Below are 11,763 nucleotides of genomic sequence, written 5' to 3'. Positions count from 1 at the left end.
CAACGGAGTTTCCGCGCCCCCGTCCGTTCAGTCCACCATCAACTCACGCACCAGGGGCGCCACTTTCGTGCCGTAGAGCTCGATGTTGGTCATGAGGGTGTCGTGGGGCATTCCGGTGATGCCGTACTTCAGGTTGAAGCGGGTGGCGTCGAGGGTCTTCAGGGTGTCGGCGATCTTGCGGGCCACGGTCTCGGGCGATCCGACGTGCAGGGCGCCGCCGGGGCCGACGTCGCGCATGAGGCTTTCGCGGGTCGGGGTGCGGAAGCCGCGTTCGCGCGCCACGCTGCGGATCAGTTCCTGGAAGGCCGGTACGAACTCCTCCACCGCCTGTTCGTCGGTGGCGGCGACATGGCCGGGCGCGTGCACACCGATGGGCCGCGCGGGGTGGCCGAACTCCGCCAGTGCCCGCCGGTACAGCTCGGAGAACGGAGCGAAGCGGGCTATGTCTCCGCCGATGATCGCCAGCATCAGGGAGAACCCGTACTGGGCGGTGCGGATCACCGACTGGGGGCTGCCGCCGACGCCGATCCAGGTGGGGATCGAGCCGGTCTCGCTGTGCGGGTGGACGGAGAGTCCGTCGAGGGCGGCGCGGGTGTTGCCGGACCAGGTGACGGGCTTCTCCTTGAGCAGTTCGGCGAAGAGGGCGACCTTCTCCTCGAACAGCTCCTCGTAGTCGTTCAGGTCGTAGCCGAAGAGTGGGAAGGACTCGGTGCTCGATCCTCTGCCGAGGATGACCTCGGCGCGGCCGGCGGAGACGGCGTCGAGGGTGGCGTAGCGCTGGTAGACGCGGACGGGGTCGTCGGAGCTGATCACGGTGACGGCGGAACTGAGGTGGATGTTCGAGGTGCGCGCGGCGATGGCCGCGAGGACGACGTCCGCCGCCGACAGCGGCATCGCCTCGGTGTGGTGCTCGCCGATGCCGAAGTGGTCGACGCCGACCTGGTCGGCGAGGACGCCCTCCTCGACGAGGCGGCGGATGGCCTGGCCGTGGGTCAGGGGTTTGCCGTCCGTGCCGTTCGTGACGTCGCCGAAGGTGTCGAGACCGAGCGTGACGCCATCGGTACTGGTCGGGTTGGTCATGCCGTACTCCTTGGGTCTGCTCGGTGGGTCAGGTGGCGATACGGCGCATCACGCCGAGGAGCCGGGTGAGGTCGTCGGCGTCGACGTGGTCGAGGACATGGCGCCGGACGCTGGCGAGGTGGGCGGGCCAGGCCTCCTGGAGGCGGGCGAGGCCCTGGTCGGTGAGGACGGCGTTCCAGCCGCGGGCGTCCTCGGCGCAGCGTTCCCGTCCGACCAGGCCCTGCGTTTCCAGACGGCTGACGATGCGGGTCATGCCGCTCAGCGAGAGGTTGCAGACGGACGCCAGCTCGCTCATGCGCATCCGGCGGTCCGTGGCCTCGGAGAGGTGCATGAGGGTCGTGTACTCGGACAGCGGCAGGCGCTGCTCGCGCACCATGTCGGCGTCGACCGCGCGGGGCAGCACCAGCATCACCCGCGCGAGTTCGCGCACCAGGGCCTCTTCGTGCGGGTCCATGGGCTGCAGTGGCTGCTCGGGCGTGGTCATGCCATCAGTTTACTTGATTGACGCAGCAATGACTTTGCGGCAATGGCCAGACCTCGGCGAAGCTCTCTTGCTCACCCGAGAGGCGAGGTCTCTCCCGTCGTCCCCGCGTGCCCGTGATAGCGCAGCAGGAGCATCGCGGCGTCGTCGTGGAGCGGGCCGGCGGTGTGGCGGACCAGGTCCTCGCGCAGGGAGCCGAGCGCGCTCTGCGCGTCGGGTTCCTTCAGCAGGTGCGCCCGCTCGCCGAGCGGATAGAAGGTGCCGTCCTCGTCGCGGGCCTCGGTGACGCCGTCGGTGTAGAGCAGCAGTTGCTCGCCCGGCGCGAAGCGTACGGAGAACGGCTTCGGGGTCTCGCCGCCGTGGGCGCCGCCGAGGCCGAGCGGGGGCGCGTAGGCGGGCGGTGCCGGGAAGTCGGCGGCGCCGTTGCGTCGTACGACCATCGGGGGCGGGTGACCGTAGTTGAGGAAGATCACCTCGTGGTCCGTGCCGATCTCGGCGAGGACGGCGGTCACGAACTTCTCGTCGGACAGGACACGGGAGACGCTGCGCTCCAGGCGTTCGCCGAGTCCCACCAGGTCGGGTTCGTCGTGTGCGGCCTCCCGGAACGCGCCGAGCACCACGGCTGCCGTCTCGACCGCGGCCAGGCCCTTGCCCTGCACGTCGCCGACGATGACGCGCACGCCGTGCGGGGAGGCGACCACCTCGTAGAGGTCACCGCCGATCCGGGCCTCCGCGACGGCCGAGGTGTACGACACCGCGGCCTGGAGCGGGCCCGCGGTCAGCGGCACCGGCCGCAGCAGGACGCGTTGCGCGACCTCCGCGATGGACCGCACGCTGGCCAGTTCGGCCTCGCGGCGTCCGCGCATCACGGCGGCGGCGATGCCCGCGCCGGTCACGCCCACCACCGACACCATCGCCAGGAAGCCTCTGCGTTCCTGGAACAGGCCGTCGTAGAGGCCGAGTCCGACGCAGAGGGCGAGGGCCGCCGCGCCGAACCACGCGGTACGGCGCCAGCCGCCGACCAGTCCGGCGAAGGCCGGTCCGAGGGAGGCGAGCGGCAGGAAGCCGAGTCCGGGGCCGGTGACGAGGTCCCCGACGGCGACCACCGCCATCACCGCGGCGGGCAGCCAGGTCAGCACGGAGAGACTGCGCTGCGGCTTCGTTGCGGCCATGGTCCACTCCAACGGCGTCGCGGCATCCGGAGCCGCTCCCGCCTTCCGCGCAGGGGTCCCTCCCCCACCCTGGACATCGCAAGGCTGCCAGGCAACGCCTTGGGCGTGCCCGGCCCTTTACCCAATTGATTCCGAGAACTGACATTTCCTGATCGGCGACAACCATGTGGCGCGGGCCGGTTGGCGATCACGGACTCCGGGCAAGTGAATTGTGTGGGACCGGCCGCGCAAGAGATGCAGCGGCCCCGGTGCGGTGGCGCCGCGGGGATACCGGGTTGTCCTAGGAGGGGAAGTGATTCGCCATGCGTACGCATCGGCGTACCCATAGGCGTTCCGTACGCGTGGAGTACCTGCTGCCCGACGAAGCGGCGGCGGCGGGTCAGGCGCGAAGGCTGACATCGGAGTTCCTCGCCCGCTCCCGCAGCCGGATGGCGCGGGTGGACGAGGAGCAGATCGACGACGCGACACTCATCGTCTCCGAACTGGTCGCCAACGCGACCGAGCACGGACGCGGCGAGTGCCGGCTGCGCCTGCAGCTGTCCGACGAGCGGGTCACGGTCGAGGTCTACGACGACAACCCGACCCCGCCCCATGTGCGGCCGTTGACGGCCGAGGGCGAGAGCGGACGCGGCCTCGCCATGGTCCGCTGCCTGGCCCACCGCCTCGATGTCACCCCGCTCAGCGGGGGCGGCAAGCGGGTACGGGCGATCCTGGCCATCTGACCCGGCGCACCGTGCCCCGGCGGACTTAACAACAAGGCAACGCGGGCGTACTGCCGAGCGAAACGTGGCCGCGCGAATTTTTGCTCTACGGACGTAGAGAAAAAATCCCCGGAGGCCCGTATGGCTGCCGCTCCACACCCTCTCGACCCGCTCGCCCCGGACGAGATCACCGCCGCCCGCGAACTTCTCGCGACGGCCGGACTCGTCACAGAGGCGACCCGCTTCGCCTACCTCGGACTCCTCGACCCGCCCAAGTCCGCCCCGGAGGAGAAGGATCGACGGCTGCGCGTCCTGCTCCTCGACACCTCCGGCGGCCCCTCGTGCGACGCGACGGTCTCCCTGACCGAGTCACGTATCGTGTCGCACCGGCCGATCGACGCCGCGACAGAGGGACAACTCCCGGTCCTGGACGAAGAGTTCGCGCTCGTCGAGGAGATCCTCACGAAGGACGAGCGCTGGCTGGCCGCCCTCGCCGCCCGCGGCCTGGACCGCGACTCGGTGCGTGTCGCCCCGCTGTCCGCGGGCGTGTACGACGCCGAGTACCCGCAGGAGCGGGGCCGCCGCATCCTGCGCGGGCTGGCCTTCGTGCAGGAGCACCCGAAGGACCATGCGTGGGCGCATCCCGTCGACGGCCTCGTCGCCTACGTGGACGTCCTGAACCGGAGCGTGGACCAGGTCATCGACCTCGGCCCGGTACCGGTGCCCGCGGAGTCGGGCAACTTCGACGACCCGGCCGTCACCGGCCCGCCGCGCACCACCCTGAAGCCCATCGAGATCACCCAGCCGCAGGGTCCCAGCTTCACCCTCGACGGCAATGCGCTGACGTGGGAGAACTGGTCCCTGCGCATCGGCTTCGACGCCCGCGAAGGGCTGATACTCCATCAACTCGCCTTCGCCGGGCGCCCGGTGATCCATCGGGCGTCGATCGCCGAGATGGTCGTACCGTACGCCGACCCCTCCCCCGTGCGATCGTGGCAGAACTACTTCGACACCGGCGAGTACCTCATCGGGCGCTACGCCAACGCGCTCCAGCTCGGCTGCGACTGTCTCGGTGACATCACCTACCTGGACGCGGTGATCGCCGACGAGACCGGCACACCGCAGACCCTCACCAACGCCGTCTGTCTGCACGAGGAGGACTACGGCATCCTCTGGAAGCACACCGACCTCTGGGCGGGCTCCGTCGAGACCCGGCGCCAACGGCGCATGGTGCTCTCCTTCTTCACCACCGTCGGGAACTACGACTACGGCTTCTACTGGTACCTGTATCTCGACGGCACGATCGAGTTCGAGGCCAAGGCCACCGGCGTCGTCTTCACCTCCGCCCACCCCGGCGGCGACTACCCGTACGCCACCGAACTCGCCCCCGGTCTCGGCGCCCCCTACCACCAACACCTCTTCAGCGCACGGCTGGACATGGCGGTGGACGGTCCCGTCAATCGCATCGAGGAGGTCGAGACGGTCCGGGTGCCGATGGGACCGGACAACCTTCGCGGCAACGCCTTCGCCCTCAAGCGCACCCCGCTCGCGCGGGAGAGCGAGGCGCAGCGGATGGCCGACGCGGGCGTGGACCGCGTGTGGCACATCTCCAACCCCGAGTCGCTGAACCGGCTCGGCCGGCCGGTCGCCTACGCGCTGCACCCCGAGGGCAAGCCGGCCCTGCTCGCCGACCCCGGGTCCTCGGTGGCGGCCCGCGCGGCCTTCGCGACGAAACACCTCTGGGTCACCGCCTACGACCCGGCCGAGCGCTACCCGGCGGGCGACTTCGTCAACCAGCATCCCGGCGGGGCGGGGCTGCCCGCGTACGCCGCCGCCGACCGGGACCTGGACGGGCAGGACCTCGTCGTCTGGCACACCTTCGGACTGACCCACGCCCCGCGCCCCGAGGACTGGCCGATCATGCCCGTCGACACCACGGGCTTCACCCTCAAGCCGGTCGGCTTCTTCGACCGCAACCCCACCCTCGACGTGCCGCCGAGCACCTCCGGCCACTGCGGGACAACAGGCACGGGAGGCTGTCATGTCTGAACAGACCATCAGCGGCAGCTCAGTTGACACTCCGTCAAAACTCCGTGGCTCCATCGGAGTCGGCGGGATCGTCTTCATGGTCGTCGCGGCGGCGGCCCCGCTCACCGCCATCGGCGGCGCCCTGCCGGTGATGCTGGCCATCGGCAACGGCCCCGGCGTACCGGCCGCTTACCTCCTGGTGGCCATCGTGCTGCTGCTGTTCAGCGTCGGGTACGCCGCGATGAGCCGCCATGTCGTCGACACCGGCGCCTTCTACTCCTACGTCACCGCCGGCCTCGGCCGGATCACCGGCACCGGGGCGGCAGGGCTGGCGCTGCTCACGTACAGCACGATCCAGGCCGGGATCTACGGCCTGTCCGGCGTCACCCTCCAGGGGCTGGTCGTGAAGTACGGCGGCCCCGACCTGCCGTGGTGGCTGTGGGCCGGTGTGCTGTGGGGACTGGTCGCGGTGCTGGGCTTCCGCAACATCGAGGTCGGCACGAAGGTGCTGTCGGTGCTGCTGGTCCTGGAGGTCGGCATCGTCACGGTGATGACGGTGGCGATCCTCGTCCAAGGAGGGGCCCACGGCATCGACTTCGACTCCTTCACGCCGGGTGCCTTCAGCACGGGGTCTGCGGGCATCGGGGTGATGTTCGCGGTCGCGTCCTTCGTCGGCTTCGAGGCGACCGCCATCTACAGCGAGGAGGCGAGGGACCCCAAACGCAGTGTGCCCAGGGCGACTTACCTCGCGGTCATCGCCATCGGCGGCTTCTACGCGCTGTCCAGCTGGGCGGTCGTCCTGGCGGTCGGCGCGGACGACGTACAGAGCGCGGCGGCCAAGAACACGAGCGGGCTGGTCTTCGCCGTGGCCGGGCAGTACGTCGGTTCGGCCGCTTCCGACACCATGGAAATCCTGCTGCTGACAAGCCTGTTCGCGGCGCTGCTCGCCTTCCACAACGCGATCTCCCGCTACTTGTTCTCCCTCGGCCGCCAGGGCGACGCCCCAGCGATCCTGGGCCGCAGTCACGCCAAGCACGGATCGCCGCACGCCGGTTCGCTGGTGCAGAGCGTGTCGGCCGCAGTGGTCGTGGGGGCGTTCGTGCTCGCGGGGTCCGATCCGGTGCTGGAGCTGTTCACCTGGATGAGCGGGCTGGCCACGCTCGGGGTGCTGGTGCTGATGATCCTGGTCGGGGTCGCGATCATCACCTTCTTCGCCCGCACGGGGGCGGACACCCGGCTGTGGCACACCCGGCTCGCTCCGGCCCTCGGCGCCCTCGGGCTGTGCTGGATCACGTTCATGGTGCTGGCCAACTTCACCACCCTGATCGGTGGTTCGGCCGGGCTGGCCCGGCTCTTCGAGGGCATCGTCGCGCTGTTCTTCGCGGCCGGGGCGGTCTCGGCCGCCGTCCGGCGCCGCCGTGACGCCTGACGTGCTCCCGGCCGCCGCCACGCTGACGGGCTCCGGTCTCTGCCTCGCGGGGCAGGTGCCGGGGCCCGTACGGCGGTGGGGTCCGCACGCCGTCGTACTCGCCGTGACACTCCTGATGCTGGTGGGGAACCCGGGGCCGTACCCACTGCTGGCGGGCGCCGCCGTGACTGCGGGCATGTCTCTGTTCGCCCGCGGGTCGGCCTCCGCCGATCTCGCGGTGATGGCGGTGGTCACGGCGGCCATGGCCCGGCTCCCGCAGGGACAGCACGAACACGCCCACGGCCACGGGTTGTTCGCGCTGGCGGTGGTGCTGTGGGTGCTGGCGCGAGCGGGTGCCGTCATGCACCGGGCACTGAATCCCGGTCCGCCGTGCACCGGTCCGCTCGGCGGGGCGGGCGGCGCGATGATGGCCCTGGGCATGGCCGCCATGCTGGCCTGACCGGGTCGGACCGGTGTCGGAACGGCTGGATTAAGGTCGGGGCATGCCCAAAATCGTCGATCACGACGCGCGGCGCCGCGAGATCATCGAAGCCGTATGGGCCCTGATCGCAAGACGCGGGCTCGATGCCGTCACCATGCGCGACCTCGCCGCCGAGGCCGGCTACGCCAACGGTGCGCTGACCGGCTACTTCCGCAACAAGGACGAGATCCTCCTCGCCGCCTTCCAGCACGCCTTCGAGAGCACCAACGTCCGCGCCCTCGGATCCATCGCCGACGCGACCGGCCTGCCGGCCCTGCGCCTCCTCTGCCTGGAGATCATGCCGCTCGACGACGTCCGCCTCATGGAGGCCCGGGTCGTGATCGCCTTCTGGGACCGGGCGGTCCATGACGAACGCATGACCGAGGTCCACGAGAACGCGATGACGACCTGGCGCGAGCAGATGCGCGCCTATCTGCAACAGGCGCGCCTGCAGGGCGACATCGGCGCGAGTACGCCGGACGACGAGGTCGTCGACACCCTCCTCGCGGCTCTCATGGGGTTCCAGATCAACGCGGTGCTGCTGCCCCACGCGACCACACGGCAGCGCCAAGAGGCGGTACTCGACGGACTGTTTGGCTCGTTGCGGCCGTAGAGGTCAGTGTGCAAGCGCCATGACCGACAGGTTGGGGACGATGACCACGTCGTCCTGGGGGTTGACCTCGGCGGACATCGCCCACATCACCTTGGGCGGCGTCACCGGCGACCATCGGCTGACGCACTGGTACGTCAACTTCCAGCGTCCTGCGGGTGGTGAGCGAGGCCGATCACCGGTCGGTGGGCGCGGCGCGCGAGGAGGAGTTGGCGATGATCCGGACGGCCAGTGGCCCGTTCACCGTCACCAGAGACCTTCTGAACTGGCGCTCCGAGCCCCACTGGCCGGCTCCCGCGCTGCCGGCCGAAGTCCTGACCGTGGGCCGGCCACCCGGTGCCGTGCCGGTCGGTGGCGAGGGTGAGGTCGGGATCAGGGAGGTGGCAGGGATCGCGGGAGGCCGCGGCCAATGAGATCTGCACCGCGTCTCCGGCCGGTCCGGATGACGAAACCGACGGAACGTTCAAGACCTGTCACCGTGCGAGGCCGCGGCACCGGCCGACGGTCGTCACGGCCGGTGCTCCGGTACCGCACCCCACGTCCGACCGGCGCACGGCACGACGGTCCACCCCCCCCATTCGATCACCGAACAGCGCGCTGCCCGGCGCCGAAGACCGGTTCCCCGGTCCTTCGGCGCCGGGCAGCGCAGCTCCCGTGCGTATACCGCGCTCCGGTCAGGATTCGACCCCGGCCTCTGCGCGCGCGACGACCGGCTGCTCGGGCTCCTTCTCGTCCTCCTGCGCGGTCTGCCGTACGGCCGGGATCGCCGCCGCGACCAGGGCCGCGAGGAGGGCGACGCCGCCGCCGATGAGCAGGCCGGTGCGGAAGCCGCTCTCGGAGGTGAAGGTGTAGCCGCCCGCCGTGTTGGTCATCTGGGCGAGGACGACGCCGATGACCGCGGCGCCGATCGAGGTGCCGAGCGAGCGCATGAGGGTGTTGAAGCCGTTGGCGGCGGCGGTCTCGGAGAGCGGGACCGAGCTCATGATGAGCGCGGGCATCGCGCCGTAGGCAAGGCCGACGCCGCTGTTGATGACGATGCAGACGAGCATCAGACCCCAGGCGGAGCCCATCAGGCCCATCGACAGGGCGTAGCCGGCGGTGATGACGAGGACGCCGCTGATGAGGGTGAACTTCGGGCCGCGGGCGTTGGTGAGCTTTCCGCCGAGCGGGGAGACGATCATCATCATGATGCCGCCGGGCGCCATCCAGAGGCCGGACGCGAGCATCGACTGGCCCAGGCCGTAACCGGTGGTCGCGGGGAACTGCAGCAGCTGCGGCACCACCAGCATGCTGGAGTACATGCCGACGCCGACGAAGACCGAGGCGATGTTGGTGATCAGGACCCGGGGGCGGGCTGTGGTGCGCAGGTCGATCAGCGGGTCGCTCGTGCGCAGTTCCCATACACCCCAGGCCAGGAAGGCCACGATCGCGACGGCGAACAGGCCCAGCACGGTGGCCGAACCCCAGCCCCAGTCGGCGCCCTTGGAGATGCCGAGCAGCAGGCAGACGAGGCCGACGGCGAGGCCGAGGGCGCCGGGGGCGTCGAAGCGCTGGCCCTTGGCGGCGGCCGGTACGTCCGGGATCAGGAACCAGATCAGCGCGGCGACGACCGCGGCGAGGGCGGCCGAACCCCAGAACAGGGCACGCCAGTCGGCGTACTGGGCGATGGCCGCGGCGATCGGCAGACCGAGGCCGCCGCCGATGCCCATGGAGGCGCTGACGAGCGCGATGGAGGGGCTGAGCCGCTCCTGCGGTACGACGTCCCGCAGCAGGGCGATGCCCAGCGGGACCATGCCCATTCCCATGCCCTGCAGCCCGCGTCCGACGATCATCGGAACGACGGACGAGGAGAGCGCGCAGACCACCGAGCCCACGATCAGCGGGACGGAGCAGGCGAGCAGCATGCGGCGCTTGCCCAGCAGGTCGCCGAGGCGGCCGACGACCGGCACACAGACCGCGGCCACCAGCAGGGTGGCGGTGATCACCCACGCGGCGTTCGAGGACGAGGTGTGCAGCATCTCCGGGAGGTCGGCGATGAGCGGGGTGACCAGCGTCTGCATGATCGCGGCCGTGGTGCCGGCGAAGGCCAGCGTGGCGATCACGCCGCCTGCGCGGGCTGTGGGCTGGGGGGCGTCCATGACGGGACTCCTCGGCATGTCTGTTCGGTCGGGACGTGAAGGAATGTGCATCGTACACATCATATGTATCAACCATGTGATGGGGATGATGCATACCGTCGTGCGAGGATGGGTCCGGCCGCCCCGAACCGCATCGAACGGCGGCGGGATCGGCAGGAAGCAGGAGGCAGCGGACCGATGGACAGGCGTACGCGCGAGATCGAGTACGAGCAGATGCTCCTCAGCCGGCACGGACTGCTCTCGCACAAGGGCGGGCGTCGCAAGGACGGCGTGCTGGACCGCAGCGCCTACATCCTGTTGAGCCGGATCCGCGTCCAAGGGCCCATGTCCATCGGCGAGTTGAGCGACGCCTTCGGCCTCGACACGTCCACCCTCAACCGGCAGACGGCGGCGGCCATGCGCTCCGGTCTTGTGGAGCGCATCGCCGATCCGCAGGGCGGCATGGCCCGCAAGTTCCGCATCACCGACCTGGGCGCGCGGATGCTCGACGAGGAACGCGAGGGTCTCGTCCAGTCCCTGGACCAGATCATGGACGACTGGTCGGAGGCGGACATCGCCGCCTTCGCGGCCTTCCTACGACGCTTCAACACCGACATCGAGCGGCTCGGCGGACGTCCCTGGCCGCGGCCATGAGTGAGCCCCGCCCCGTGGCAATTCACGGGGCGGGGCCGTCGGTTCACACCGGGCTTACCCGGATCGGTTGTGTCAGGAGGACCGGCGCGAGCGGCTCGCCGCGTAGACCACACCGCCGCCCAGGGCGATCACGAGGGCCGCGCCACCCGCGAGGAGGCCGACCGGTGCGTTGGAACCGGTCTCCGCCAGCGGCTGCTTGCCACCGTTGGGCGTCGCCTTCGGCGTGGGCGACGGCGTCGACTTCAGCGGCGGGACGTGCGCGGAGGTGGGAGGCGTCGTCGACGGCTTGGGGCTCGGCGGGGTCGACTCCTCGGCGGGAGGCGTGCTGCCGGCCGGGGTCGACGGCGTCGCGGGCGGGGCCGAGGCGGGCTGGGTCGGCGTCGGGGTGGGCGAGTCCGGGGTGCTGGGGGTGCACTCCTTGTCGCCGCCGTTCCAGGCCGCGATCAGGTGGTACGGGGTCATGATGTTGTCGGGCTCGTAGGGGAGCGGGCCGTGGCCCTCGCCCGTACCGCCGTCGTAGGTGACGTCGTCGCCGTACAGGTCGATCTGGCCGTAGCAGTCGGGCGACTTGACGTTGAGCTTCTGCCAGGTCTGCCCCGAGTCGTCCGCGCCGGCGACGTCCTTGGCGGTGAGGTAGACCGTGGCCTTGTCGACCATGGTCTGGTGGCCGGAGGTGTACCAGGTGGAACCTTCGGCGGTGTACTCGGCGAGCGAGACGGGGTACTTGCAGCTGTCGCCGACGCTCTGGCCGGGAGCGAGCCGGACCTCGACGGTGCCGGGGACGGCGTCCCACTGGTGGAAGCCGCCCTGCGAGGTCCAGTCGGCGCCGACAACGTTTCCATCGGCGCCGACGATGCGGTACTGCACGGTGGCGGACTGGCACGCGTCGTTCTCGGTGGCACTCGCCGTGCCGGCCGCGAGCACGGGCGCGGCGGCGGCTATGAACGCGGTGACTGCGAGGGCGGACAGGGATGGGAGGTGGTGCGAACGTGACAAGGTGAGCCTCGACGATGATAAAAGGTGTGGGAGGT

13 protein-coding genes are annotated in these 11,763 nt (G+C 70.4%); 7 read left to right on the top strand and 6 right to left on the bottom strand.

All coding sequences use genetic code 11. The annotated features are described in order from the left end of the window. Positions 1-27: 27 nt before the first annotated feature. The 3 genes from OC490_RS41440 to OC490_RS41430 form a co-directional block, all read right to left on the bottom strand. Positions 28-1,080, bottom strand: a complete 1,053-nt coding sequence (locus OC490_RS41440; RefSeq protein ID WP_262063219.1) for an Atu2307/SP_0267 family LLM class monooxygenase — start codon at positions 1,078-1,080, stop codon at positions 28-30. Positions 1,081-1,108: 28 nt separating this feature from the next. Then, positions 1,109-1,564 (bottom strand): MarR family winged helix-turn-helix transcriptional regulator, encoded by a 456-nt coding sequence (locus OC490_RS41435; protein ID WP_262063218.1) that lies wholly within the window; start codon positions 1,562-1,564, stop codon positions 1,109-1,111. Positions 1,565-1,635: 71 nt separating this feature from the next. Beyond that, positions 1,636-2,733: a PP2C family protein-serine/threonine phosphatase gene (locus tag OC490_RS41430; protein WP_262063217.1), complete on the bottom strand. Its 1,098-nt coding sequence runs from the start codon at positions 2,731-2,733 to the stop codon at positions 1,636-1,638. A 302-nt stretch (positions 2,734-3,035) separates the two neighbouring features. Here OC490_RS41430 and OC490_RS41425 point away from each other — a divergent pair, with 302 nt between their 5' ends. From OC490_RS41425 to OC490_RS41405, 5 genes are all read left to right on the top strand, one after another. Further along, positions 3,036-3,455: an ATP-binding protein gene (locus OC490_RS41425; RefSeq protein WP_262063216.1), complete on the top strand. Its 420-nt coding sequence runs from the start codon at positions 3,036-3,038 to the stop codon at positions 3,453-3,455. 120 nt (positions 3,456-3,575) lie between these two features. Next, positions 3,576-5,483: a primary-amine oxidase gene (locus OC490_RS41420; RefSeq protein ID WP_262063215.1), complete on the top strand. Its 1,908-nt coding sequence runs from the start codon at positions 3,576-3,578 to the stop codon at positions 5,481-5,483. Continuing rightward, positions 5,476-6,891: an APC family permease gene (locus OC490_RS41415; protein ID WP_262063214.1), complete on the top strand. Its 1,416-nt coding sequence runs from the start codon at positions 5,476-5,478 to the stop codon at positions 6,889-6,891. The genes OC490_RS41420 and OC490_RS41415 overlap by 8 nt, the downstream gene beginning before the upstream one ends. Beyond that, positions 6,881-7,330, top strand: a complete 450-nt coding sequence (locus tag OC490_RS41410; RefSeq protein WP_262063213.1) for a hypothetical protein — start codon at positions 6,881-6,883, stop codon at positions 7,328-7,330. Before OC490_RS41415 ends, OC490_RS41410 begins: the two co-directional genes overlap by 11 nt. A gap of 43 nt (positions 7,331-7,373) precedes the next feature. After that, positions 7,374-7,964, top strand: a complete 591-nt coding sequence (locus OC490_RS41405; protein WP_262063212.1) for a TetR/AcrR family transcriptional regulator — start codon at positions 7,374-7,376, stop codon at positions 7,962-7,964. A 3-nt stretch (positions 7,965-7,967) separates the two neighbouring features. Here the strand turns inward: OC490_RS41405 and OC490_RS41400 are convergent, their stop codons facing one another. After that, entirely contained in the window at positions 7,968-8,102 is a 135-nt protein-coding gene (locus OC490_RS41400; RefSeq protein ID WP_262063211.1) for a hypothetical protein, read from the bottom strand. A gap of 20 nt (positions 8,103-8,122) precedes the next feature. Here OC490_RS41400 and OC490_RS41395 point away from each other — a divergent pair, with 20 nt between their 5' ends. Next, entirely contained in the window at positions 8,123-8,374 is a 252-nt protein-coding gene (locus tag OC490_RS41395) for a hypothetical protein (RefSeq protein ID WP_262063210.1), read from the top strand. A 261-nt stretch (positions 8,375-8,635) separates the two neighbouring features. Here the strand turns inward: OC490_RS41395 and OC490_RS41390 are convergent, their stop codons facing one another. Then, positions 8,636-10,099, bottom strand: coding sequence for an MFS transporter (locus OC490_RS41390; RefSeq protein ID WP_262063209.1), 1,464 nt, complete (start codon positions 10,097-10,099; stop codon positions 8,636-8,638). 177 nt (positions 10,100-10,276) lie between these two features. On the opposite strand from OC490_RS41390, the gene OC490_RS41385 reads away from it, so the two are divergent. Further along, on the top strand, positions 10,277-10,732 hold the full coding sequence (locus OC490_RS41385; RefSeq protein ID WP_262063208.1) for a MarR family winged helix-turn-helix transcriptional regulator: 456 nt from the start codon (positions 10,277-10,279) through the stop codon (positions 10,730-10,732). 72 nt (positions 10,733-10,804) lie between these two features. Here the strand turns inward: OC490_RS41385 and OC490_RS41380 are convergent, their stop codons facing one another. Then, the gene (locus OC490_RS41380) at positions 10,805-11,728 is read right to left on the bottom strand and encodes a hypothetical protein (RefSeq protein WP_262063207.1); all 924 of its coding nucleotides are present in this window, start codon (positions 11,726-11,728) and stop codon (positions 10,805-10,807) included. Positions 11,729-11,763: the final 35 nt, after the last annotated feature.

Source organism: Streptomyces sp. STR69, assembly GCF_024519455.1.
Taxonomy (GTDB): Bacteria; Actinomycetota; Actinomycetes; order Streptomycetales; family Streptomycetaceae; genus Streptomyces.
The sequence above is the reverse complement of the archived record's forward strand: the minus strand, read 5'-3'. Positions and strand labels throughout refer to the sequence as shown.

Bases quoted from the DNA above. Each gene is read 5' to 3' on its own strand.
- OC490_RS41440 (WP_262063219.1), bottom strand. From the start codon at position 1,080: ATGACCAACCCGACCAGTACCGATGGCGTCACGCTCGGTCTCGACACC.
- OC490_RS41430 (WP_262063217.1), bottom strand. From the start codon at position 2,733: ATGGCCGCAACGAAGCCGCAGCGCAGTCTCTCCGTGCTGACCTGGCTG.
- OC490_RS41435 (WP_262063218.1), bottom strand. From the start codon at position 1,564: ATGACCACGCCCGAGCAGCCACTGCAGCCCATGGACCCGCACGAAGAG.
- OC490_RS41420 (WP_262063215.1), top strand. From the start codon at position 3,576: ATGGCTGCCGCTCCACACCCTCTCGACCCGCTCGCCCCGGACGAGATC.
- OC490_RS41415 (WP_262063214.1), top strand. From the start codon at position 5,476: ATGTCTGAACAGACCATCAGCGGCAGCTCAGTTGACACTCCGTCAAAA.
- OC490_RS41385 (WP_262063208.1), top strand. From the start codon at position 10,277: ATGGACAGGCGTACGCGCGAGATCGAGTACGAGCAGATGCTCCTCAGC.
- OC490_RS41405 (WP_262063212.1), top strand. From the start codon at position 7,374: ATGCCCAAAATCGTCGATCACGACGCGCGGCGCCGCGAGATCATCGAA.
- OC490_RS41390 (WP_262063209.1), bottom strand. From the start codon at position 10,099: ATGGACGCCCCCCAGCCCACAGCCCGCGCAGGCGGCGTGATCGCCACG.
- OC490_RS41425 (WP_262063216.1), top strand. From the start codon at position 3,036: ATGCGTACGCATCGGCGTACCCATAGGCGTTCCGTACGCGTGGAGTAC.